Genomic DNA, 23,855 nt, shown 5'->3' with positions numbered 1-23,855 from the left:
CGCGAACTCCGCCGTGGCGGCATCGGGTGCAGCGCGCTGCGGCGCCCGTGTTCGCTGCCGCCGGGTCACGGCTCGATCCCGGGTGTCGGCGGTACCGCGGGGGTGCGTGAGGTGTCGCCGGGCTCGGAGCGGTCGGTGGGCTCCCATGCCGACGCGGTGGCCGGGCCTGCCGCCTCGATCGCCTGGGCGATGCTCTCGGCCGGAGCTGGTGCGGGAGTGAGGGTTTCGGCGAGCCGGTCCTGGTTGGTGGTCCGGCCGGTCTCGGGAGTGTGGCCGTGCAGCCAGTCCGGGCCCAGGTGCCACTCCGCTTCCTGGAGCAGGTCGCGTGTGTGGCGGGCTGCTTCTTCGGCCCGTGCGGCGGTTGCGCGCATCGCCTGTACGTGGCCGAGGAGCTGTTCGGTCATGCCGAGCGCCGGGTGTGAGGGCTGCTCGGGCCACGACACGCCGCGGCGCCCCAACCTTTCGGCCGCGGCGATGTCGGCTTCGGGCACGCCGTCGGCACGGGCGCTGAGTTTGGCGCTGGTCAGACTCCATTCGAATCGCTCGAGTTCCACCGGGTGGGTGCGGACGGCGTCGATCGCGCGCGCCCAGCCCTGCACGGCGCGTAGCCGTTCCATGTGCACGAGCGCGGTAGCGGCGTCGAGGGTGTAGTCGGCGGACACCGGCGCGGTGAGGTCGTGGGCCAGCTGGGCCATCGCTTCTTCCCGGGCGGCTGCAGCCGCGGCCTCCTCGGCGATCGGCTCGATCCCATGTGGGGTATGGCGGCCACTGGGGTCCGGGGTGTCGGGGTGGGTCATCGTTTCTCCTGTTCTCAGGTGTGGAGAAACGGCCGCGATACACCCCCCACACGCGTGTGGGGTTGCGGGGTGTTCGGCCGTTGCGGTGCGCGTCCCCTGCACCGGCGACCCCTACCGGGGGTGCCGAGCCGAACAGTCGGAGGTGATCTACAGGTGCGGTCCGGCGTCCACGTCGGGATCGAGTTCGGGTTCGGGTGCGGGGTCGAATCCGATGCCGGGAGTGTCCAGTGGTGGGGTGGCGTGGACGGCGGTGTCGATGCGGTGCCCGGTGATCGTGGTGGTGAGTTCGCGGGTGGTCAGGGCGATCATGTCCTCGGTCGTGACGGGCATATGGGCGGTGATCTCGTCGTGGCCGATGCCGAGGCGGCGCAGCACGGCCACGGCCATCCCGTCCTCGGTGATCGGGGTATCGGCCAACCCTTGATGGCGTGCGCTCAGCTCGGTGTTCGACATCGCCGCGGCTGCGGCGGCTGCGGCCGGGGGCCAGGGGGTGCGGGCGCGTTCCCAGATCCGTGTGCGTTCGGTGCGGTGCAGGGCGACCGCGGCGCTGAGTGCGCCGACGCGCTGCCAGGCCAGCCCCAAGGTTTGCCCGACGTCGGGATCCACCTCGGGCAGGCGGTGGCGGCGGGCGTATTCGGCGGCCACCGCGGTGTTGTCCTGGAGCCGATGGACTTGCACGGTGAGCCGGCCCAGCACCTCGGCGCGGTCCATCGCGGGACCGAGTAGCAGGTCCGGTCGCCAGATATCGCCCCGTTCCCCGCTGGTGCGCGCGTAGGCGATCCAGCGGCGGGGCACTCCGATCTGGCCGGCCACGTCCTCGAGGATCCGGCTGGCCTGCGCCAGCTCCACGACCTCGCGCAGGCTGTCACCGGACCCGTCGCCGGGGTGGTGCTCGCCCAGCGAGATCCCGATTCCGTGGATCGAGCGCAGCAACCGATCCTGGCGCGGCGAGAGTTTCGGCTCATCCATCGCGATGAAACTGTCTGTGCCCGTGGCAGATCCGCGTGAAGCGCACACGTCCGCAGCCGTCGGGTGACGGGGGCCGGCGCGACGAGTGTGTGACGGTGAGAGCGTGGGCGGTGCGGGCACGCCGCCACGGGTGGTGAGTGGGCATGAGTTCGGCTCCTGCGGTCAGGGTTCGGGTCCGGTGTCGGGTGGGCAGGGGTGCGGGTCGGGCGGTAGTTCCTCGGCATCGAATGTCGCGGCGGGCTCGGGTGGCAGCCCGATCGCCGCGTCCGTGCTGTATTCACCAGCGCTAGAAGCTGTTTCGGCGCGATGTCGGGCCACAGCGGTTTCCGCCGCGCGGATCAGGTCAGCCGCGGTGGGAGGCAGGGTGTCGTCGTGGGCGGACAGGTTGACCAGGCCGCTGCCTACCGTGAGTCGGATGATCACCGCGTTGGCTTCGTTCTCGGTCGCGGGGCTGGCGTAGGCGCCCCAGAGTGCCCCCAGTTCCTCGGCGTCGAGTTCGGTGATCCGTGACTGCGCGACCAGCCGCGCCCACTGCTCGGGGGTACGCGCCCAGAAGCCGTCGATTTCTGCGGCCGGGATGGCGATCACGCGGGTAGCGACCGCGACGCGGGTGCGCCACGCACTCAAGCCGGCGACGAACTGCCGGACATCGGCGCCGTCGGCGAGGACGTGATGGCGGTGGGCGTATTCCACGCCCACCACCGCCATGTGCTGGAGAACCCACGAGTCGCGGGCGACCGATTCCACCGCGTTCCCCAGCAGGGAGCTGGGTCCGAGCTGCTCGGTCGAAAACTCGCCACGACGCCCGGCCGCCACCGCCGCGTCGACCGCGGTGAGGTCGACTCCGGTTGCGCGGGCACGGATTTCCAGGCCGGTCGCGCGTTCGCGCAGATCGGCGAGGTGATCCTGCCAGTCGCGCTGCCACACGGTCACCGGCCGGCGCACCCGCGTCATCGCGACGTGATGGTGATCGGCGAACGTGTTCTGGATACGGGCCAGCAGCCACGGATGCCACATGCGCGGCGCCGAAGAGCCGGGATCGGTCACGAGTTACTCCTGCGGGGGACATCCCACGCCCTGAAGCCCCAGGCGGTGTCCGGGTGGGTGTGGGTTCGTCGGTGGCGTGTCCCCTGCACCGATCGCGGTCGTGCCGCACGTAATCTGCTGTGTCAGAACATGTTCGCGTGGATCGTGCGGGGCTCTCCTCTCGTCGACGGTGATGGTGGGGTTCGGGTGGTCAGGTTCCGGGGCCGGTGCCGTAGTCGTGGACCGGTTCCAGGCCGGGGACGGTGGGCGTCTGCGGGCTCCACTCGGCGTGCCCGGTGGCGGGCAGTGCCGCCTCGATCGCCGCCCTCGCGCCACCCGTTGCCGTGGCGGAGTGCGCGGTGGTCGCGAGGGCGGCGCGGGCGTGTGCGCTCATCTCCTCGAGGCTGGGCGGGCTGAGTTCGGGGACCAGCCGGATCCGGTCGGCGCCGCCGGGCAGGTAGGGCGGAACGACGAGCGGGTCGCTGGCGGCGTAATGCCACAGCCGGTCATCAATGCTGGAGGTCGGCAGTTGTGACAGTGCGCCTGCCAGGCCGGACCAGTCCGGGCTCGTCCACAGCGCGGCCGCGCGCTGCGCGTCGAGGCCGGACGTGTGCGCGAGCAGCGTGATCCGTGTCCGCAGCGCTTCGGCGACCTCGCGGGAGGCGGCGGTGACGCCGGGATCGGTGGCCAGAGCGGAGCCACGCGCCGTCGCGAGTTCACCCAGCATGACCAGCCGGGCGAGGTGCCACAGGTCGACACCGAGCATGTCCAGCCGCAACCCGGGCAGTCCCTGGTGATCCCACCCGCTGGTCAACGGATCGCGGCGAGCAACGTCGTGTTCGCCCACGGCGCGGGCGTCGGCGATCTCCTCGGCCGGGATACCGGCGGTCGCGGCGGTGTGTTCCAGTGATTCCAGGTGCGCGCTCGCGGCGTCGAGGTCCGCGGCCAGCAGTTCGTCGGGCTCGCCGCCCGGCCCGCCGTAGCGCTCGTAGTGCTGGGCGCCCGTGCGTTCTCGCCGGGCGCGGTCGGCGGCGGCGCGGGTGATGCCGCGCAGGATCTGCGCGTGCCACGCCCGCTGGATGGCGTTGTCGCTCATCACGACCCGGCTCCGGTGAGGGCCGCAGCGGCTTGGTGCGGCGGGATCGCGGGTGCCGGGAGCGGAGTGTGCGCGGGGGCGGGTCGTCTGCGTGGTGTCGCGTCGAGGACGTGGCGGGTCATCGCCGAGACCAGCGGCGAGGCATACGCGCACCATTGTGCCGCGCCCGCCCGCTCGCCCTGTCCGGCGATGACCGCGCGCCATACGCGCCGCGACTGCTCGCGGGCGTGTGGCCACAGCTCGGCCCGCTCGGGCTCGCACAGCCGGGCGTGGGCGAGGGCCACACTCGCGCCTTGCCGCCAGGACTGCATCGTCGTCCGGTATCGCCGTGCGGCGCAGAGATTTTCGTGTGTGGCGGAGGGTGTGGGGGTGTCGTGGATCGCGGGCATGTGGGTGAGCAGCCGGCAGTCGTACGGGGTCATGTGGTTACCTCCGGGTGCCGGGCCGGTGGGCCGGGGTCCGGCGGGGTCGGGGTGGTGGCGGTGTCGGTCCACACCGGGGTGTGGGTGGGGTCGGCGGCGGCGGTGACCGCGGTGCTGATCGCGGGGCCCGCCTCCGCGCGGAGGGTCAGGTGCTGTGCCAGCACGGGCAGTTCCGGGGGCGTGTGTCCGGCGGCGCGGGCGTCCTCCACAGTCAGCTCCGCCGCCGAGAGGTAGGACACGGCGATGGCGCGGTGGTGCACGGCCGTGGGCGCGGTGAGCTCCCGCCAGCGCGCGAGCAGCGGCTCCGGCGAGCTCAGTTGTGCGGCGAACGCGTTGCGCCACAGTGTGTTCGCGGATCGCCCCCACAGCGACCGGCGCTCGCGCGGGGACAGGTCCAGCGCGTGGGCGAGCAGCGCGACCCGGGTCCAGGACAGTTCGGCGGCGCGCGCCGCGCGCCGCGCCACGATCGGGCTGTGCGCGGGCCCGCCCGGGTGCCGTGCGAAGACCTGGCTCACAGAGACCATGTGCCGGCACTGGTCCATCTCGACTTGAACCTGCGCCACGAGGACCTCACGCTGCGGCGCGACGGCATCGGGCAGGGGTGTGGTGTCATCGAACGCGGAGCGCGCGGCGCCGCCCTGGATAGCCGCCGCGATCCACGGCGCGGGGGTTCCGACGGCGCGGGCTTGTGCCTCGGCGATGTCGCGTTGCGCGGCGAGTTCGGTGGTGCGCCGCGCCCACTGCTGCAGCGCGGCGCCGTCGTCGACATCCCACACCGACCGGCGCCCGGTGAGGTGCCGGGCCTGCCAGGCCGCCGCCCGATACACCACCACCAGCAGGTTCGCCTGCGGCGTGGGGATTTCTCCCAGCGTGGTCACGGCGCCACCTCCGGTCCCGGCGTCGAGCCCGGGGCCGCGCCACCCGGGTCCGGGACCGTGCCTTCGTCGAGACCGGTGTCCCACACGACGGACTCGACCTGTCCGTCGATCGTGTGCGCCGCCTCATCCACCGACGTCGCAGTGTCGTCGGTAGCGGGGCCGTTGACGTAGTCGAGGAACCCGGCCATCACCAGCTCCACGATCAGCTCCCGCATCGGATCCTCCTCGACCGCCGCCGATTCCGGCTCCCCGACACCACCATCCGGGCCGACTCCGGGGTCGGGGTCGGGTGGCGGGGGTGCGGGCTCGGTCACTGGATCAGCGAGGTCGTCGAGGTTCAGGCCGGTGTCGTCGGTGAATCGCTCGCCGAAGGCGTCGGCGGCGCGCTGGTGGTGCTCGCTGAGTGGTCCGGTGGCCTGGGCGGCGGCGAACGCGGCCACCCACCGCTGCGCCTCGCTGAGATCGGTGTCCTCGCCCAGGCCGTCGCCGATGCCGGCACCTCGCAGCCGCAGAAAGATCCGCCACTGCTTGTCGATCTCATCGAGGCGGAACAGCGCCTCCGCGCGGCGTTCCCGGCCGAGATAGCCGGCCTTCTGCAGCTCGTGGATTTCCCCGCCGCGCTCGATCGCGGCCTCACTCTCCACGACACGGCGTTCCCGGTCGGTGTCGAAGCGCGCCCGCAGCGCTTGTTTGGCCTCGCCGTCGAGGTCGGCGAGGCGGCGGGCGTGCTCGCGGCGGTCGCTGATCTCCTCGACGCGGGCGGTGGTCAACCGGGCACTGTCGTCGGCCCGGGATTCATAGCCCGCCACTTTCAGCCCGTGGATGTCCTGCTCGCGCATCTCCCGCGCCGCCGCGGTGTCCATCCGCTGCTCGTGCTCGAGCAGAGTGCGGGCCTCCCCGGCGCGCCGCTGGAGCAGTCCGGTCACCGTCGCCGCGGTTTGAAACGCCGACCACGCGGTCTGCCGCACGGTGCTCGAGGCTTCCTGGACCGGGTCGCTGCTGTTGGTCATCGCACCTCCAGAGCGGAGACGAGCCACGCACCGTCGCGGCGGGTGGCGCTGGTGTACACGGTCATCGGGATCACGGGCGAGGTGTCGGCGGGCCGCAACTCCACCGCCAGCACGCGCGAGACCGTGACGGAGGTGTCGGGTGGGTGGTCATCGGCAGTGATCCGCGCGTGCGCGCGCACCAGCACCGCACCCGCTCGCCACGCCCGCCAGGTCGCCGCGGCCACCGGCGCCCGCGCGACCGCCGCCGCCCGTGCCCGGCGCGCGAAATCGGGCGCCAGTAGCGGCGAGGCGGCCTCGAACGCGCGCCGCGCCGGATCCGCACCCGGGGTGTAGGTGAAGACCGCCGGCACGGCGGCGAGCATCACCGCCTCGGCATCACACGGATCCACTGCGGCATACGGCGGCTCGAAACGCGCTGCGCCACAGGAACTCCGACCGCCCCGCTCGGGTTCGGTGGAGTGGCCGCATCCGGCGACCACCGCGGCGAGAACCGCAGCGGCCAGCATCGTGGTGGTGGCTGTCCTCATCGGCGTCACAGCCCGTGCCCGTGGTCGAGGGGCGGCGTGCCTGGTTCGGCGGTCGGCGCGGAATCCGGGAACTCCTGCGGATCTGCGGCGGCCATGCTCGCGATCACCAGATCGATGAACGGCGATTTCTCCGAGGCGCCGGGGGCATCGTGTTGTGCTCGTAGGGTGTCGGTCAGGGTGTCGGGGATCGCCGCGTAGGGGCGGACCGCCTCGACGATCCGGTCGGGGTCGAGGATGTCATCGGGTCGGGTACCGATGTGGAGCAGAAACAGATCCTCCTCCCACTCGCCACCGCGGTCGGCGACGTAGGCGAAGAAGGTGCCCAGCGGAGGGTCCCATCCGACGACTATTTCCCGATCGGCAGCCCCGTCCAGCGGGTCGAGGTAGATGCGGTTGTTGACCATGAAGATCGCCCTCTCTCTGAATCTTGCCCGCGCGTGCGCGGCGCGGCGGCCACGGCTGGTCATCGCGACCCTTCCGGCACACGGGACGTGTTGCGGTGCCAGGTGATTCGCGACCGCTGACGCCCCGAACCGATTCCGGCTGCGCGACGCCGGCTCGCCCCCTTCGGCCGTTGCGGTGTAGTGAGTCGGAACTCGTTCGCGGGCAGTTGTTTTCACGAACGCCCGTAACCGGGTGGACGCGCTCAGTCATGGGGATCTCCGCTGGTGGTGGGCGCGTAGCGGCGTACGTCCCAGCGTTCGCCCTCCCACGCCGACAGGGGCGTCACAGTGACGTTCTGTCCGGTGGTCGGGGCATGCAGGAGCAGATCGGTGCCGGTCGCGTCTTGGCCGTAGTAGATGCCCACGTGGTGGCTGTCGGCCGCACCGGGCGCGGTGAAGAAGATCAGGTCGCCGCGCTCCGCGAACGCCACCACCTGCGCCGCGGTGTGATCCTGCTGGGCTTGGGTGTAGTGCGGCAGCGACAGTGTCCCGCCGGAGGCGACGTAGACCGCGCGCAATGTCAGTCCGGAGCAGTCGAATCCGCCCATCGTGGGGCCGTGCACATCGCCGCCACCCCACACATACGGGGTGCCCAGCCAGCGTTCGGCTTCGGCGACGACGGCTTCGCCGAATTCGGTCGCGCCCGGGGTGACCGGTGCCCCGGAGCCGTCGGGTCCGCAGCCCGGTGTGGGCTGTCCCGGTTCGGCCGGGGGCAGGGAGGCCGGGTCGATGCCGGCGAATGTCGCGTACAGGTCGACGGCCAGGTCGGTGAACTCGGCGTAGCGCTCGGGATGGTCGCTGCCTTCGACGGCCTGGGCGGTCTGGGCTGGTGGCGCGCGCTCGACGCCGCGGATCGCCAACGCCTGGTCGTAGAACCAGTCGATCTGGAAGCTCGGGTTCATCAGTTGCGCGATGCCGATGGTGTCGGTGCTCCAGATGCTGACCCGGATCTGGTGCGGGCCCACGCTGTCGTGATCGGAGCCCACCCCGTCGTGGCTGTAGCCCAGGGAGGCGGGAACGTTGCTGTTGGCGAGGTTGCGGTAGGAGCTCTCGGCGCCCATGGCCATCAACTGGGCCAGGATCACCGGTTCGGGTGCACCCCGTTGGATCCCGATGACCACGCCCTGGCGGGCCAGCCGCAGCTGGGACTCGGTGAGCCCGTCGATCGCGACACCGGTCGGGGCTTGGTCGGCGACCAGCTCCGGAGCCGTGGCGCAGTCCGCGCGCAGCCCCGGGCCCACCGACACCGCCAGCAGCAGCCCGATCAGCAACAGTGGCGCCGACAACGCCAGTGCGGCAGTCGATCTCGAGGCAGGCATCGCCGCTCACCCGGCCCGCCCGGCCGGTGCCGGGGCGGGGTCGTCGTCGAAATCGAAACGCCGGTTGGTGTTGTGCACGCCGAGGGCATGCTCGGCGTCGGTGAATTCGAGCCGGAACGGGATCCCGGGTGATTCACCTTCGCCGGTGGTCAGCAGGAAACACCCTGTGCCCGGCGGGGTTTCGCGTCGGTCGTGCTGCTGGAAGGGGGTGTCGTCGCCGGGTGGGCGCGGCGCCGCCCAGGAGGTCACCAGCGCGGCCTCGGTCTGGGTGAGTGTGACGCAGCTGCGGACGCGCTCGACCTCCTGCGGGCCGATCGGTCCGATCAGTTTGGCGCGAGATCGCTCGAAAAATCCTATCGCGCCGCGCTTTTCGAGATCGGCCAGTGAATGGCTGCACATGATCACCGACGCGCCCAACTCTCTGTTGAGCCGGGTCAGGGCGTCCACGCGCCCGACCATCGCCTCGCCGAGCGCGAGTACTCGCCAGATCTCGTCCAGGACCGCGGTGTAGGTGCGTTTCGGGCCCAGACCGGCGTCGGCGAGCACGTGCGCGTCCGCGATCGCGCCGAAACCTCCTGCCCATGCCAGCAGCATGGCCGCGGCCAGTGATTTGCTGTCCCCGCTGGGGATGCGGGACACATCGATCACCACGGCCGGGGCGTCGGGGTCGAGTTCGTGGGTGGTGTGCCCGTTGACCAGGCTGGCCAGCGGGCCCTCCACAAGAGCGCGCAGGGAGCGGCGTAGGGGTTTCGTCGCGGCCCGGTAGTCCTGGGGGGTGTCTTCCTCGGCCGCGGCCTGTAGCGCGTCGGCGTCGGCGACCACGGCGAGCAGATCGCTCAGCAGCGGGTGCCGGTCGGGACCGAACCCCCGCCGTCCCAGCTCGGTGATGGCGGCGGTGAGGATCAGCTCCTCGAAATCGGCGCACCGCGAGCCCCGCACGAGTTCGATGAGCGCGGCCACGACGGTGACCTGGGTGGTCCGCACCCGGGTGAGGGCCTGCTCCCACGACTGCGGGTCGGTCTGGTGGCGGGTGAGCTCGCGCAGCAGTCCGGCCCCGATGCTGAGGGGGTTGATGGTGCCGTGACCGTAGCCGAGGGTGATGACCTGGCCGCCGAGGACTTCGGCCAGCCGCGTGTACTCGCCTTTGGTGTCGCCCAGGATCAGCGCGGTGTCCCCGGCCGCGACCGCGCCGGTCACCAATCGCCGGATAAGGCTGCTCTTGCCGAAACCGTTGAGGGCCAATACGAACGCGCTCGGCGCGGTCACGAATCCGCGCCGGAACCAGCGCATGGGGTCGAAATGCACCGGGGCGCCGGTGATGAGATGCCGTCCGACCGGGGTCCCGACCGCGGGTGCGGCCGCGCCCACACACCACGGGTAGAGTCCGGCGACCTGCACCGTCGTGCCGCGCCATTCCGGCGGCATCGGGACAGCCGCGATCCGCCCGCCCCCGGCTCCGGTGTATCCGCGCGGGCTCGCGGCCGCCAGCTCCCGATCGAACCCGCCGTCGATGCGGTGGTCCTCGACACGGCGCAGCGCGGTGGCGCGGCGCTGATCGTCGGTGGCGACCCGCACCCTGGCCAGCGCACCGCGCCAACCCCCGTGTGCTGCCGTGGTTTCGGCGGCGGCGCGGGCCTGCTCGGTCAGCACCCGCACACCCCGCACCGACACCGTCGAGCGGGAACGGCGCCGCGGCGGGGGTTGGCGGTGCGCGGTCATGACGAGAGCCGTTTGCGGATAGTGGCGTGCTCGGGCAGGACGACGCCCACCCCCAGGCCAGCGGCGAACGCGGCGGCCTGGCTGCCGTAGCAGCGCCGCACACCCAGCCGCGCGGCGGTGGCCATCGCCTGGATGGTGGGCTCGATGCCGGGCATGTCGGCGTCGGCGCGGTCGCTGACGGTGATCAGCAGCCCGAAACGGACCAGGCCGGCTCCCAGCGCCTGCTCCCGGCGGGCGGCGCCGGTGTTGTCGACGCGGATCGACGCCGCGGCCGAGGCGATCCCGCGTTCGGTCTGCGAGGCCGCCAGCGCGTCGCGGTAGTCGCTGTCGACGATGTCGACGGCTTCGTCGGCGGGGTGGGGCCGATAGTGGACCGCGATCCGTTTGCGGGGGACGTCGGTGCGGGGGCGCAGCAGCGCCGCGAGCACGGTCTCGGTGACCGGGCCCGCGGGTGCGGCGTCCATCTCCCAGGTGATCGAGCGTGCCCCGTCGTGGACGAGGTGACCCCACTGCTCGGACTGCGCCACCGGCCCCGCCGAGGTCCACGACAGGTTGCTCGCGGGACCGGCGGCCTCGATGTCGGTTTGCGCGGCCAGGTCGTAGCGGCTGCGGACCAGCGCGGTCACCTCCCACGCCGGCATCGGTGTGGCGGGCAGGCCGGCGTTGGCCAGATCCGACAGCACCGCCTGCACACGAGTGGCGACCTCGCGCGCTTGCTCGGCGACGTCGTGGCGGCCGCGTCCGATCGCCCGCCAGGTCACCGCGATCCGCGCTTCGGTGCGTATCCCGATTCCACCCAGGGCCGCGGCCTGATGCGCGACAGTGCGCGCGACCTCCGGCGCGTCCGGGCGTACCATCTGGGCGACCTCGCGCCGATGCCGCAGATGGGTCTCGACCACCGACTCCACCACACTGGTGATCGCGACGACCTCGCCGTCACGCCCGGCGGCGGCCAGCAACTGCCCGTATCCGGCGACCCAGGCATCGATCTGGGCCTGATCGACCAGGTCCTGGCCTTGAGGCTGGACCCGGAACACCACGCTGTAGTGATGGAGCCGGGGCAGGTGGATCATCCCGAACCGGTAACCGCCGGGAGTCTCGAACTCCACCAGCCGCGATGAGGCCAGCAGACCCGGCAGCCGCGCCGCGCCCGGGACGCGGGAGAAGCGGCCGGCCCGGTACTCGGTCTCCCCGCGTGCCCGTGCCAGCGCGAACTGCGTGCGCAGGCTCGCCATCTCCCATACGGTGCGCCCGCCGACGGTCACCACCGTCGGCACGAACGCCGCCGCCGCGGCCGCGACCACGACGGCCACGACCGCGATCGAGCGCGTGACCATCACCGTGACCATGATCATGATCACCAGGCCGAGTCCGAGAAGTGTTGCGCCCCACGTCAGTCCGAAAAATCCTGCCGAGCGTGGGCGTTCCCAGCGGCCGTAGAGGCGTTCGGTCGTCATCGCCGCACCTCCCACGGTCCCGGCACCGCGCCGTCGATGCCGTCATGGGCCATCACCGACGCCGCACCGACCGCCGACCCCGCCGCGGCGCCCGCCGCGCCCCCGACCCCCGACCCGCCCCCGGCACTACCGCCGGTGGCGCCGCCGGTCCCGGTGCGGGCACCGGCGCCTGCCGCCGCGCCCGCACCCGCGGTCGCTGCGGTCGTCGCGGCGCCGCCGGCCGCGGCGGTGCCGCGTGCGCCCGCCGATCCGCCGGTGGTCGTCGAGGCCGCTGGTGCGGTGGCGGTGTTGGCTCGCGTCCCGGACCCGGAGCCCGCGGAGGCCGTACCCGCACCGTTGGGGCCGGCCGGGACGCCGCTGCCGGACGGGCCGCCGCCATCCGAGGGGCCCCCGCCCGAGGGCCCGCTGCCGGACGGGCCGCTCCCGGAGGGGCCGCTGCCGGAGGGGCCGGGCGGGTGGCCGGTTTGCTCGCTCATCGTGCGGGCGCCCCCCGATCTCGATCCGGTGCGGGCCATCAGGACACCGGCGCCGGCACCGGCCAGGGTCGCGGCCGCCCCGCCCCCACCGCCACCCATCGCGGTGACCGCCGGGGCGACCAGCGCGACCAGCGCGGGCAACGCCAGCACGACCATCACCAGCAGAATCAGGCCGAGCAGCACGGTCTGGGCGTCGCTGTCGGGCGACCCGACCGCGGTGAACGCGATCGCATAGATCAACGACCCGACTGGTTTCCACAGGATGAACGCGAGCGACCAGCTGAGCAGACGCTTGTAGGCTTGCCCGCCCGGTCCGGTGCCTGCGGCCGACGCCGCGATCGGCAGGACGGCGACCACCAGGATCAGCACCGCCTGGCGGATCACCAGCGCCACCAGCTGCACCAGCGCGCTGATCGCACCGAGTACGCCGATGATGATCAACGTCATGGTCCCGAGCCCGGAGCTGTGCAGCAGGTCGTATCGGATCATCCGCTCGACGGCCGCGTCCGCGTCCCCGGCGCTGGCGTCATCGATCACCCACTGCGAGAACGCATCTCCCGCGCGAGTGGAGGAGGTGACGATCGCGGCCATCAGGCTTGCCGCCAGCACCGCGCGCCCGACCATCAGTATGGTCTCCTGGGCTTCCCCGGCGAGTGCGCCGCGCTGGGCCAGCGCCAGCCGCCCCGCCGCGAACAAACACCCCGCGATCAGCATCAGCACCTGCAACTGGGTGGTGTAGGCGAGCACCCGCTCGAGCACCGGGCCCGGAGAGCCATCCTCGGCGGTCAATGCCGGTGACGGCAGCTTCGTCCACCAGGTCAAGCACGTTTGCAGGGTTGAGCCGAACCCGTCGATCGCGCTTTCGGCGAGGCGGTCCAGGCTCGGTAGCGAGCCCACCGCGTCGCGGCCTTCCTCGATGAGTTCGCGACCACGATCCAGGTCTTCGCCCAGATCACACAGTTCCTGCGGGCCTGTGGGCAGGTCGCAGAGGTCCTCGGGGCTGGGCAGGTCGGGCAGCCCGGGGATCTTGGGCAGCTCCGGCAGGCCCGGGATCTCCGGCCAGTCCGGCAGGCTCGGGGGCTGCGGAATCCCCGGGATCGGCGGCAGATCCGGGGCCGGGGGCTGCCGCCGCCACCCCTGGGCGGGCGAGGCGGCGGTCATGGTGTGGTCCAGTCGCCGAACGCGGACAGATCGGTCACCGGGGTGGCCGCGGCCCACAAACGCTCCACGTCCACCGGGACGCGGACCCGCCAGTCACCCTGGACCCAGGCCATCGGCCACGTCGCATACGTCCACCCGACCCGGGCGCGGAACGCCAGATGCACCTGCGCGGACTCCCCGGGCCGGTAGGCGGTGACGCGCACCCCGGAGGGCACCACCACATACATCGCGGCGACCGGGCCGGTCGCGGCGCGGGCCCGCGCGAATCGGTCGGCCAATTCGTGGTGGTGGCGCGGGGTTTCGGTGTAGAAGCGGTCGGCGAGGACGTCTCGCCAGATCGGGTCCGGTGCGGCGAGCGCGCGGGCCAGCGCGTCGGCGGCGGCCAGCGCCGCTCCTTGCGGAGTGGGGGCGAACCCGGTGGCGATCCCGTCGGTGATCGCGGCGGGTCCGTCGCTGGCCGAGACCGGCGCGGCGGCCCCGACCCACAAGCGCTGCCACACCAGCCCGGCCGGGGGCGCCGCCAGATAGTCCGGCCGCGACGGATCGGGCCTGGTCGCCGGGTCCTGTGGCAGTGTGGACCCGCTCTCACCGCCGGCGGTGTCGAGCCGATGACCGAACAGGTCACTGCTCGGTGGCCTCGGTGCCGGGCTCGTCGGCGGGCCGGTGCCTGTGCCCGGGGGCACGGTGCCGGGGTCGGGGGCGCGGTCGCGGGTGCCGGTGAGCAGCAGCGCGGCGAGGACCGCGACGGCGGTGATCGCCCCGGCGGCGGCCAGGGTGCGGGGGCGTGGCCAGGAGGTCGGAATACGCATGGCGCCCAGGTCCTTTCCGCTACCGGCCGAGCCGGACGGTGTCGGCCGGGGTGGTCGCGACGGCGGACACGACCGCGTCCGGTTCGGGTGGGAGCAGCAGTCTCCAGTCCTCGCCGAGCCAGACGACGACGGCGAGCTGACGGGTCAGGGAGGCATCGCCGTGGCGGACGTAGACGGCGATCTCGGCACGGTCGCGGTGGTAGCGCGCGACCTGGTAGCCCAGAATCTGCGGGGCCGTCGCCGCGGGGATCGGGACCTCGAGGTGGAGCTGGGCGCGCGCGGCGGCCCAGGTGTCACGACCGGGTCCGGGTGCGAGCATCGCCTGCCCGACCCGCACCCAGTCGTGATCGGGGGCCAGCGACATCCGCACCGTCGCGTGGATCGCCGCCAGCGCCGCACCCGGCGGGCTGTGCTCGAACCCGGCCGCGGCCGGTCCCTCGACACGACCGGGCCCCTGATCGGCATGCGGCACCGCGACGCCCTGGTAGTCGATCCATCTCACGCCGGTGGGGTGGTCGGCGCCGGAATCCGGGAAGGTGGTGGGTGCGGGGTCGTCGCAGCCGGCCAGCCAGACCAGCAGCAGCGCCCCGCTGATACCGATCGCCGTGATCATCAGCAGGCTCGGCTTGGTGGCGAGGTCGGACATGATGCTCATCGGGTCAGGACCGCACCGGCGACACCGGACGCGCTACCCACCAGCACCGCCCCCACCAGCGACCCGGCGAAGCCTTCCACCGCCTCGTCGCGGTAGGCGCGCACCGCCAGCGCCCCGCCGATCCACACCACGCGCCCGATGCACACCAGCATGACCAGCCAGGCCAGCCACCCCAGCAGCTGCGTGATCGGATCCAGCACCGCGGCAGGCAGATTCACAACTCCACCCCCGGGATCTCACCGAGGTCGGCGGCGTGCGCGCGGGCGGCACGCGCGATGGCGATGACGTGGGTGATGCTGGCGGCGACTTCGTCGGGATGGGTCATCGGCAGCATGTGCCCGCCGCCGGGCACCAGATCGGCCTCGGCCCAGAGATGCTCGGCCCACTGGTGGCACGACGCGGGGTCGGCGATCGGATCCTGGATGCCGGTGACCAGCACCGTCGGGACCGCCCGCAGTGTCGTGAGGAGTTCCTCACCGACCAGGGCGGGGTCGGGGGCGGCGGGCACGTTCACCATCACGTGCCCGTCGAGCATCGCGGCCCGGCGTGGATGGTGTTCGGCCCAGGCCGCTGCCAGCGCGCCGCCCAGGCAGTGGGTGACCAGCACGACCGCGCCGAACGCATGCGCCAGGGCGGCGTCCAGATCGGCGGCGAGCGCGTGACCGGTGCGGGCGGGGTCGGCGTTCATGACCGAGGCGTCGATGCGCCGGTCCAGCGCCAGCTGGCGCACGCCCCCGATCCGCTGAACTCGCCGCGCGACCCCCGTCCACGGCAGTGGTGCGCCGCCGGCGACGCAGGTGTAGACGAGCGTGACATCGGGCGGGCGCCGCGAGGCGGTGTCGGCGAGTTCGATCACCCGCACCGGTGTGGGTGTGGTGTGGTCATGGTTCATGACGGACTCCTCGGAAGGAAGGATGGATGGATGTGCCGAGATCGGCTGTGTATCAGCGGATTCGGGGGTCATGCGTCGCTGGTAGCGGCGTTTCTGATGGCGGTGACCAGGGGGCCGGCGGTGGCGGCGACCACGCCTCCGGCGAGTGCGCCGGCGACGATCTTCGGGCTTTCGAGCTGTCCGCCCACCCAGCGCTCCCACGCGAAGCGCCCGCCGGCGTAGATGATCGCGGCGACACCGGCCAGGGTGACCAGCCACGCGAGGTAGTCGATGATCCGCAGGAACCCCAAGGCACCGGGTGGCTGGGTGGGGGTGATATTGATGGTCTGGGCCAGGGTGCTGATCGGGTCGATCAGCGACACGAGGGTCACGGTGTCCTCCTTGGTGTTCGGGTGGCGAGCACCTGGGCGGTGATCGCTTCGGCGGCGCGGTGCACGTCGGCGGGGACCGCGCGGGTCACTCCGGCTCGCCGCGGGGGCGGCGGGTCGTGAGGCGTGTAGGGGGCGAGGTCGTCGAGGTCGTGCACGAGAAGCTCGTCGTGCCAGCCGATCTCGTGGACGCGCCCATCGATGAGGTCGGTGACGAGATGCCGGTAGCGGCGGACCTCGGCGGGGACCCGGCCGGGGCGGGCCGCGGTCAGGACCAGGGCCGCCACCTCGACGCCGTCCGGGGCCAGCCCGGCGTGCCATTCGCGCAGCCGGGTCGCCGCGGCGGTCAGGCCGGGCTGGCACAGTCGCGCGGCCAGCACGACCCGCTGCGTGGTCGCCGCGCAGGCGGGCCAGGCGGTGCCGGCGTCGGCGGCGTGGGCCCACCAGCGCGCCAGCGTGCTCGCCCCCGCCCCGCCGTGGGCGGCCATCACCGCCAGCAGCGGCGGATACGGTCCGGTGATCGGCAGCGGTTCGGCGCGGTGCGCGGCGCGCTGTTCGACGGGCGGCACCGCCACGATCGGGGATCGGTCGCGGCGGGCCGACACGGACACGACCGCGCTGGTCATGGGCGGGCCTGGAAGTTGGTGATCACCAGCCGATTGCCGGTGCGGCGCAGGTTGATCAGCTGCAGATAATCCACGCGGTCGCCGCCGGGCCGTTGTTCGGCCAGATGCACCTGCGCGGCGGACTCCGCGATCGGGGTGATCCCGACACACCAGCGGGTGCCGGGTGGGATCGAGGCGATCCCGGCGGCGAGCGCCTCGACCGAGAGCCCCGCCGCGGGGTCCACGTGGGTGAGGGCGGCGGGCGCGTCGCGCAGGGTGTAGTAGGCGTGTTCCCACGCCGAGATCAGCCCGGCCGGTGTGGTCGGCTCCCCCGCGCGGTCGGTGACCACCGGCGCGTCGATACCCGCGCACGCCGGATTGTCCGGCACCGCCACCGAATCCGAGGACGACGGTGGCGGTGCCGACGTCGGGGACGGGGCGGCGATCTCGGTGACCTCACCAGCGCGCACCACCAGCACCCCCCCGACCGCGACCGCGGCCACCGCCGCCGCGAACGCCACCGCCAGGACCGCGCGCCCGCCACGCCCGACGCCGACGCCGGCTCCGCGGTCCTCGGCCGAAGCGCGGCGCGGGCGCGCGGTGTGCAGCCATGCCCATCCCGGGTCGGCGGGCGCGGGCGCGTCCGGTCGCGGGTCGCCGGTGCGCGTGTCATGCGGCTGCGCGGGAGCGGCGGGGGTGAGGGGGTGGACGGTAGCGTCGGTGTCGTCGATCCAGCCCCAGGCCGGGTCGGTGTCGGGTGTGGTGGGGCTGTCGGCAGCCATGAGTGTCACCTCCGTTCTCATGAATCGCGTGCAGTGCGTGGGGTGGGCCCTGCGGAGGCCGCCGTGCAGGGGACGATCTGGCGGCCGGTGACCTCCGCAGGGGTCTTCAGCCCGGCGGTGCGCCGGGCCCGGTCGTGGCCGTCGGCACCGGAGCAGACGGTGTGACGGTCGAGTTCTGTTGCGAGGGTGCGGGTTTCGTGGCCGAGGGGGTACGGGGCGGCTGCGGCGGGTTGCCCTGCTGTGCGGCGTCGAGGTCGCGGGCCGCCGCGGCGAACCATCGACCCACCGCGGCCAGGCGGGATTCGCCGGTATCGGTGGTGGCGGCGTATCCGGAGCGGCGGCCCACGGGGTCGCTGTAGGTCGCGCGGGTGGACAGCTCGGCGATCTGGGCGTTGTCGGTGACCACGCTGGTGATCGCGTCGAACGCGTCGGCGACCCAGCCGATCGCGGTGCGGGGCGGGATCAACGCGACGATGGCGTGCCCGACTTTGGTCGCGAGCATTCCGAGTGCGGCGGCCGGGTTGGTCAGGCCCACCGCGGCCAGTTCGGTGATCGTGGCCGGTGTCAGGACCCGCCGGGCGACCGTCACGGCCGAGGCCAGCCCGATGGTGCCCAGCCGGACCAGCGCCGCGACAACCTCGGCCGGACCCGGTACCGGGGTGGCGGGGTCTGAGGCGTGGGCCAGGCGCTGGCCCAGCGTCATCTGGGGTTGGTAGGACAGCTGGTCCAGGCTCGTGCCGCGCAGGTCTTCGGTGACGATGCCGACCGTGGTGGACAGCAGGGTCGTGGCCAGCGCTTCGGCGATCGAGGCGATCGCGGTGATCGGATCGGCCAGGTTCGCCCGTCCACGGATGGTGGCGATCGTCTGCGCCAGCGGCGTCCCCGCCGGGGTGTCGCAGGCCAGGTCCGCGGGCGCGCAGATCTCGGCGACCCGCCCGGCGAGCGCGCCGTAGTCGGTGTCGGCCGGGTCCAACCCGCCCCCGCCCGTGCCGGTCAGGGCAGGCAGCCGGATCGCTGCCACATGCTCACCGGAGGTGCCGTCGGGGGCGTCGGGGGTGGCGCGCCCGGCACGGCCCGGCAGGATCGGACTGTCGAGGCCACGTCCGGGGTGGGCGATCAACGCCACCGCCGCGACCGCCTCTGCGGCGATCCCGGGGACCTGCCCGCGGCCGATCCGCCGCGCGAGCTCCGACACCGCTTGTGCGCCTTGCTCGTAGCCGCCCAGGGCGAGGGCGGTGGCGGGGCAGCGTGCTCGCACATCCGCCGCGACGGTCTCGAGATCGGCCACCGCCGCCTCGACCGCCGTGGCGTAGCCGTCCGGGGCGTCGGCCGGGAACGGCACCACCAGACGTTGCGCCAGGTTCGCGGCCTCGGCGCGCATCGGCCCGAACGCCGCCGACAGCGCGCCGGTGTCGCTGCGGCCCGAGGCGTCCCCGTCGCCGGGTCCCTGCATCCCGATCGCGTACAGGCGCGGGCAGCGCTGCTCGATCGGCGCGGTCGTCGGCCCCGCCCACACCACCGCCGGAATCACTGCTGCCGCAACGACTCCCGCGACCACGACGCTCACCGCTCGCCCGCCCACACCGGCTGTGGTGGTGGTCATGTGCGGTCCTGGTGGGCCAGCTCGGTCAGGCGGGTCATGACCTCACCGATCGCGTCCGCAGCCGCCTGCAGGTGGGTGGCGTAGGGCTCGTGCCAGGTCACCGCCACCCCCCGCGCCCGGTAGGCGGCATCCAGCGCCCTGGTCGACTGCGGGCGGATCAGGGAATCGCGCGACCCGTGATACAGATGCACCGGCACTGTCGGGGTGCCGGTGCCGGCGACCTCCCGGGTGAGTACGTAGCGCCACATGCTCGTCGACCACGGGTCGACCACCTCGCACCAGCGGCCCAGCGGCGCCCGATACCGCGAGAGTAGTTCGGCGATGTCGAGGGTTTGGGCGTCGGCGACCGCGTCGCGGCCCTCGGCGGTCAGCACATGATCCAGCGGCAGATGCCGGTACGCCTGGCCCAGCCCGATCATCCCGGCCAGCCCGAGCCCGCTCCACGCCCCGCCGTCGAGGTCGGTGATCAACGTGATCGGATCCAATGCCGGCGCGCCCGCGGCGACACCGGCCAGCGGCACCTCCGGCGCGTAGTCGGTGTGCAGCTCGCCCGCCCAGATCGCGGTGCGCCCGCCGTCGGCGTATCCCCAGATCGCCACCGGCACGTCGGTCAACGCGACATCGGGCATCGCCCGCGCCGCGCGGACGGCGTCGAGCGCGGTGTAGGCGGCGGCGCGTCCGGCCAGCCAGGTGTGCGGGCCCGCGTCGAGCACACCGTGCCCTTCCCCGTCGGGCACGACCACCGTCCACCCGCGGTCCAGTGCCGTCCGGACCGGCTCGATGTCGGGATCGGTCCCGGCCTGCAGCTGCACCGACGGCGCGGACTCCGCGCTGAATCCGCGAAACTGCGGGCAGTACAACAGGATTGGGCCCATCCCGATCAGCGTGGGCAGGGTCGGGCTGAGCAGCGTCGCCGACGCCGCGATCGTCGCCTCGGTCGAGGAGGTCGAGGTGTAGAGCAGATGCCAGGCATCGACCCAGTCCAGCTGCGGCGCCCGGACCTGCCGCGCCCGCAGGATCTCCCCGGCGCCCTGGTCGGGGGCCAGTTCGGGAGCGGTGCGGAACATGGCGTCGGCGGCGGCCCGCGCCGCCGACTCCCTGCGCAAGGTGGGACTGGAGTGGATGTCGCTGGAGTCGATGTCGGAGGGATCGAGAGGGTTGGTCATCGTTGTGTCCCGAGGTCGTGGGCCAGGGCGATCAGCCACTGCGTGCCCGAGGTCAATTGCCCGGTCGCCGCGTAGTTGTTGTGGCGGGCGACGAGGTCGGCGAACCGCAGCCACACCGCCGGGTTGAGCAGGTCCGCGTTGTCCGCGGCCAGCTGCGTCCACGCGGCGGCCAGTTGGCCGGCCAGCCGCGGCACCCGTGCGAGCGGGTCCGCGCCGATCACCGCGACGATTTCGCCCCACCGCGCGCCCGCGGCGTCGTGCTCGTGCGCCGACGGTGCGGGGATGCGGGGGTCGGCGGCATCGAGCAGCCGCCGCGACAACGGCACCCCCGGCACGTAGTCCACACCGGCCGGTCCGAGGTGGAAATCGTTGAGCAGCACCGTGGTCCACGCTTCGCCCAGTGCCGCCGACAGCAAGCTCCCGATCGTGCCCAGCGCGGCCACCGGGTTGGTGAGATCGGCTTGCGCGATCAGTTGCGCGCCCAGCCGCAACGCCAGGGCCCGGTCCGGCGCCGAGCACGCCAGATCGCCCTCGACACAGATATCGACCACACGCCCGGTGAGCGCACCGTAATCCGCTGCGCTCGAAGCGATTCCACTCCCTCCGGCGGGCGCGGACCCGATCGTGACCCCGGCCACCGCGGCTCCCGTGGTGCCCGGCGCCGGATCCGGGGTCGTTTGTCCGGGCCGGCCCGGGATCACCGGGGATCCCGGCGCCCGATCCGGCGAGCTGTAGAGTGCGATGCCCGCGATTCGATCGGCCGGGACCGGTCCCCGGCTCGCGCCGATCTCGCGTGCGACCTCCGACCAGGCTTGCGCGCCTTGGGAATAGCCGACCCCGGCGAACCGCGTCTGCGGGCAGCGGGCGGCGATATCGGCCAGCGCCGCGCGCACCCCACCGGCCGCTTCGGCGACCGACTCGGCGTAGGGGGCGGGCCCGCCGCCGGGCACCACACCGCCGAAACCCGCCTGGTAGCCGATGTATGTGCGTGACACCAGATCCGGTGCCGCGGCCACCACCGGTCCCAGCAGCGCGCCGACCACGCCGGTGTCGGCGGTCGGGTCCGCGCCCGGACTCGACTGGCCCGTGCCCTGCACACCGATCACCGCCAACACCGCACACCCCGGTGCCGCCTGCGCTGCCGTAGAAGCGGTGCCGTACACGGCGGTGGTCACGCTCGCCGCGGCCAGCGCCGCCGACACGGTGCGGCGTACCCGCCGACGAGGTGACACGACAGTAGAGGGTGTGGCGGTCACGGTTGCCCGACCCCCACGCCCGCACCGAAACCGGCGCCCACCGTGCCCGCGGCCGCCGCGCCGATGACCGCGACCGGCCCACCGAGCACCGCGGCACCCGCCGCCGCGCCCGCGGCCGCCCCCAGCGCGGTGCCCGCGACACCGCTGGTCACCGTCCCGAGCACCGGGACCGGCACCATCGTGCCCAGCGCCGCACCGGCGATCCCGCCGATGGTCCCGCCGATCGCGCCGCCGATCACCGCGCCCACCGCCGCGGCCGGGGCGCCCGCGCCCACCGCGCCGATCGCGCCACCGACCGCCGCTCCGGCCATTGTCGCGCCCGAGACCCGATCCGACCGCCCCGCCGGCACCCCGATCGAATCCAGCGCCGTCGCGACATGCGCCTCCGCGCCCGCCGCCACGTCGTTGATGGTGTCGCGCACTTCCACGGGCAGCCACGGCGGCGACTCCGCCTGCCACTGCCCGACACGAATCGTGTTGGGGGGCGGCTCAATCGGCGCCACCGGCGGCACCGGCTCGGGCAGATGCAGATCCTGCACCCGCAGCGGCTCCACCGGTGCGGGCTCCGGCGCCGGACGCACCGGAGCCTCGTTGCGCACCTGTGGCGGCTGCTCGTAATACACCGGCGGCTCCGCAGCGGGCGGCTCCGGCGGTGGGGGAGGTGGCGGTGGGGGAGGTGGTGTGGTTCCCGGCTGCGCCGGGCCCGTCACACCGGGCTGGTCCGCGATCGCGGCCGCCACCTCGGTCGACGCCGCCGCCGGTGACCTCAACGTCGCGATCGCCGCGACCGGCACCAGACCGGCCACCACCAGCACACGACCGCACTGCCGATAGCCACGCCGACGCATGGTCTGCGACCGCGCATTTCGTATTTCGGGCATGCTGAAACAACCCCCAAACAAAGATGAGTGAAATCGCCGCCACCGAACTCGCCCGGCGGCTCGGGAACCCTGGCCGGCCACGCAGGCGCACGGCCGGCCAGGGGAAAGAAAGGTCCTGGTCAGACCAGGCCGAGAATCTGCGTCACGATGAACAGGCCGTGACTCAAAACGCCGAGACCGGCGTTCACCAGATTCAGGATCGTGAAGGGATCCATGTGTCCATGTCCTTTCGGGTCAGGTGCATTACCGACACCCATCGAATCCCGAAAAACGCTGCCGCGCTAGTGATCTCGCTTGCACAGATTGTGATGCACATGAAGTGTCGCGCATGAACTGTGCGCTGAACTCGCCGCCCTGCTGGGTCTGACACTCAATGTGTCGAGCGAAAAATCTTGCTGCACCGACGATGTCGCATCCGATACGTCCGGCAGCCGTCGGTGACGTGGCACCAATCCCGTGCGCGATGGGGTGCCGGTCGGTGCGCGGCCGCGCCGTGGAACGCTGACACACTCTGCGTCCCAGCAAATCTCGGGCGGCACCCGCCTGCCGCTTGCCGACCCTTACCCGTTCTGGTAGAACCGAAACCACGAACTCGGGGGCAACATTTCATCGTATCCATCGCGATACCCGCAAAGGAAGACCCTGAAAGGGGGGTAAGCATGTCCCGGACACCTGGGCCCGTACCCAGGAAACCTCACCGCACCCCAGGCTCCACCGCAGTGGAGCTTCCAACACTCGGCTCCTACCTCAAGCGGCTCCGCTCCGAGCGCGACATCAGCACAGTCCAAGCCGCCGTGATCGCCGGCCTGTCCTACTCGCATCTGACCCAAATCGAGCGTGGCACACGCACACCGAGCGAGGAAGTACTCGAACACCTCATCAGAGTCTACGAGCTGTCCCACCCCACGGCCCGCTTCCTCCGTGAGCTACGCGCACCGGCCCGCCGACAGCTCGGATCGCCCTCGCAACTGCGAACCCTGCTCCCCCACGATCTGCCGGACAGGCTCGCCGACCTCGACACCCGCCGCGTCATCGCCTACTACATCGACCCTCTATGCAACGTCGTGGATGCCAACGAATACTTTCGGCGCTTCGTGCCACTCGCTCCCGGGGACAACATCGGAGACTGGGTCTTCCGCAACCCCGCAGCACGCGAACGACTCCCCTACTGGGAGCACGAAGCAGACCACGCCGTCTCCAGCCTCCGCAGCCAGCTCGCACGCTGGCGAGACGTACCCGCAGCAACGACCTATCTCCTGCGCATGATGGAAATCCAGGAGTTCCAGCGCCGTTGGATACACCACACCACCGCCGACCTCAGCTACGCGCGATCGCCATCCGACGTCGTCCACCTCCGCGACGACGCAGATTCGGTATGGGCCATCAGCCTGCACCACACCGAAATCCCCGGGACAGACGCAATCCGGCTCATCACCGGCTACCCGAACCACCTGGCGGCAGCATAGTCCAGCTGGATTGGGCGCGCCCCGTTCGTTCGAGGCAGTCCCCTGCCGGCAACTGTGACGAGTACACCCAGG

25 protein-coding genes are annotated in these 23,855 nt (G+C 72.6%); 1 reads left to right on the top strand and 24 read right to left on the bottom strand.

Annotation, left to right across the window (positions count from 1 at the left end; genetic code table 11):
- Positions 1-65 precede the first annotated feature (65 nt).
- The 24 genes from OHB21_RS37330 to OHB21_RS37215 form a co-directional block, all read right to left on the bottom strand.
- Positions 66-797, bottom strand: coding sequence for a hypothetical protein (locus OHB21_RS37330; RefSeq protein WP_328435301.1), 732 nt, complete (start codon positions 795-797; stop codon positions 66-68).
- Positions 798-944: 147 nt separating this feature from the next.
- Complete coding sequence (locus OHB21_RS37325; RefSeq protein ID WP_328435303.1) at positions 945-1,766, bottom strand: hypothetical protein; 822 nt, start codon at positions 1,764-1,766, stop codon at positions 945-947.
- Positions 1,767-1,928: 162 nt separating this feature from the next.
- Entirely contained in the window at positions 1,929-2,813 is an 885-nt protein-coding gene (locus tag OHB21_RS37320; RefSeq protein WP_328435304.1) for a hypothetical protein, read from the bottom strand.
- 190 nt (positions 2,814-3,003) lie between these two features.
- Complete coding sequence (locus OHB21_RS37315) at positions 3,004-3,888, bottom strand: hypothetical protein (RefSeq protein WP_328435306.1); 885 nt, start codon at positions 3,886-3,888, stop codon at positions 3,004-3,006.
- The gene (locus OHB21_RS37310) at positions 3,888-4,310 is read right to left on the bottom strand and encodes a hypothetical protein (RefSeq protein WP_328435308.1); all 423 of its coding nucleotides are present in this window, start codon (positions 4,308-4,310) and stop codon (positions 3,888-3,890) included. Before OHB21_RS37310 ends, OHB21_RS37315 begins: the two co-directional genes overlap by 1 nt.
- Positions 4,307-5,188, bottom strand: coding sequence for a hypothetical protein (locus OHB21_RS37305; RefSeq protein ID WP_328435310.1), 882 nt, complete (start codon positions 5,186-5,188; stop codon positions 4,307-4,309). Before OHB21_RS37305 ends, OHB21_RS37310 begins: the two co-directional genes overlap by 4 nt.
- Positions 5,185-6,198: a hypothetical protein gene (locus OHB21_RS37300; RefSeq protein ID WP_328435311.1), complete on the bottom strand. Its 1,014-nt coding sequence runs from the start codon at positions 6,196-6,198 to the stop codon at positions 5,185-5,187. The genes OHB21_RS37305 and OHB21_RS37300 overlap by 4 nt, the downstream gene beginning before the upstream one ends.
- The gene (locus OHB21_RS37295) at positions 6,195-6,725 is read right to left on the bottom strand and encodes a hypothetical protein (RefSeq protein ID WP_328435312.1); all 531 of its coding nucleotides are present in this window, start codon (positions 6,723-6,725) and stop codon (positions 6,195-6,197) included. The genes OHB21_RS37300 and OHB21_RS37295 overlap by 4 nt, the downstream gene beginning before the upstream one ends.
- A 5-nt stretch (positions 6,726-6,730) precedes the next feature.
- Positions 6,731-7,192, bottom strand: coding sequence for a hypothetical protein (locus tag OHB21_RS37290; protein ID WP_328435314.1), 462 nt, complete (start codon positions 7,190-7,192; stop codon positions 6,731-6,733).
- Between the two features lie 179 nt (positions 7,193-7,371).
- The gene (locus tag OHB21_RS37285) at positions 7,372-8,487 is read right to left on the bottom strand and encodes a C40 family peptidase (RefSeq protein WP_195142722.1); all 1,116 of its coding nucleotides are present in this window, start codon (positions 8,485-8,487) and stop codon (positions 7,372-7,374) included.
- A 6-nt stretch (positions 8,488-8,493) separates the two neighbouring features.
- On the bottom strand, positions 8,494-10,206 hold the full coding sequence (locus OHB21_RS37280) for a hypothetical protein (protein WP_328435317.1): 1,713 nt from the start codon (positions 10,204-10,206) through the stop codon (positions 8,494-8,496).
- On the bottom strand, positions 10,203-11,663 hold the full coding sequence (locus OHB21_RS37275; protein WP_328435319.1) for an SCO6880 family protein: 1,461 nt from the start codon (positions 11,661-11,663) through the stop codon (positions 10,203-10,205). Before OHB21_RS37275 ends, OHB21_RS37280 begins: the two co-directional genes overlap by 4 nt.
- Positions 11,660-13,300, bottom strand: coding sequence for a hypothetical protein (locus OHB21_RS37270; protein ID WP_328435321.1), 1,641 nt, complete (start codon positions 13,298-13,300; stop codon positions 11,660-11,662). Before OHB21_RS37270 ends, OHB21_RS37275 begins: the two co-directional genes overlap by 4 nt.
- Positions 13,297-14,109: a hypothetical protein gene (locus tag OHB21_RS37265; protein WP_195142900.1), complete on the bottom strand. Its 813-nt coding sequence runs from the start codon at positions 14,107-14,109 to the stop codon at positions 13,297-13,299. The genes OHB21_RS37270 and OHB21_RS37265 overlap by 4 nt, the downstream gene beginning before the upstream one ends.
- A gap of 19 nt (positions 14,110-14,128) precedes the next feature.
- Entirely contained in the window at positions 14,129-14,764 is a 636-nt protein-coding gene (locus OHB21_RS37260) for a hypothetical protein (RefSeq protein WP_195142901.1), read from the bottom strand.
- On the bottom strand, positions 14,761-14,982 hold the full coding sequence (locus tag OHB21_RS37255; protein WP_195142902.1) for a hypothetical protein: 222 nt from the start codon (positions 14,980-14,982) through the stop codon (positions 14,761-14,763). The genes OHB21_RS37260 and OHB21_RS37255 overlap by 4 nt, the downstream gene beginning before the upstream one ends.
- Positions 14,979-15,656 carry an alpha/beta fold hydrolase gene (locus OHB21_RS37250; protein WP_328435323.1) on the bottom strand — a complete coding sequence of 226 codons (678 nt, stop codon included), beginning with the start codon at positions 15,654-15,656 and terminating at the stop codon, positions 14,979-14,981. The genes OHB21_RS37255 and OHB21_RS37250 overlap by 4 nt, the downstream gene beginning before the upstream one ends.
- 68 nt (positions 15,657-15,724) lie before the next feature.
- A complete protein-coding gene (locus OHB21_RS37245) occupies positions 15,725-16,027 on the bottom strand; it encodes a hypothetical protein (protein ID WP_195142904.1) in 303 nt (100 codons plus the stop codon).
- On the bottom strand, positions 16,024-16,650 hold the full coding sequence (locus OHB21_RS37240; protein ID WP_195142905.1) for a hypothetical protein: 627 nt from the start codon (positions 16,648-16,650) through the stop codon (positions 16,024-16,026). Before OHB21_RS37240 ends, OHB21_RS37245 begins: the two co-directional genes overlap by 4 nt.
- Complete coding sequence (locus tag OHB21_RS37235) at positions 16,647-17,411, bottom strand: hypothetical protein (protein ID WP_195142906.1); 765 nt, start codon at positions 17,409-17,411, stop codon at positions 16,647-16,649. Before OHB21_RS37235 ends, OHB21_RS37240 begins: the two co-directional genes overlap by 4 nt.
- Positions 17,412-17,517: 106 nt before the next feature.
- Positions 17,518-19,014, bottom strand: coding sequence for a cutinase family protein (locus tag OHB21_RS37230; RefSeq protein ID WP_328435324.1), 1,497 nt, complete (start codon positions 19,012-19,014; stop codon positions 17,518-17,520).
- Positions 19,011-20,180, bottom strand: a complete 1,170-nt coding sequence (locus OHB21_RS37225) for a lipase family protein (protein WP_328435325.1) — start codon at positions 20,178-20,180, stop codon at positions 19,011-19,013. The genes OHB21_RS37230 and OHB21_RS37225 overlap by 4 nt, the downstream gene beginning before the upstream one ends.
- Positions 20,177-21,412 (bottom strand): cutinase family protein, encoded by a 1,236-nt coding sequence (locus OHB21_RS37220; RefSeq protein WP_328436852.1) that lies wholly within the window; start codon positions 21,410-21,412, stop codon positions 20,177-20,179. Before OHB21_RS37220 ends, OHB21_RS37225 begins: the two co-directional genes overlap by 4 nt.
- Before the next feature lie 20 nt (positions 21,413-21,432).
- Entirely contained in the window at positions 21,433-22,317 is an 885-nt protein-coding gene (locus tag OHB21_RS37215; RefSeq protein WP_195142909.1) for a hypothetical protein, read from the bottom strand.
- A gap of 719 nt (positions 22,318-23,036) precedes the next feature.
- Between OHB21_RS37215 and OHB21_RS37210 the strand changes: the two genes are divergently transcribed.
- The gene (locus tag OHB21_RS37210) at positions 23,037-23,783 is read left to right on the top strand and encodes a helix-turn-helix domain-containing protein (RefSeq protein WP_195142910.1); all 747 of its coding nucleotides are present in this window, start codon (positions 23,037-23,039) and stop codon (positions 23,781-23,783) included.
- Positions 23,784-23,855 lie beyond the last annotated feature (72 nt).

Source organism: Nocardia puris (assembly GCF_036051655.1).
GTDB lineage: Bacteria > Actinomycetota > Actinomycetes > Mycobacteriales > Mycobacteriaceae > Nocardia > Nocardia puris.
Note: the sequence above shows the minus strand (reverse complement) of the source record. Positions and strands in the feature narration are given on the sequence as shown.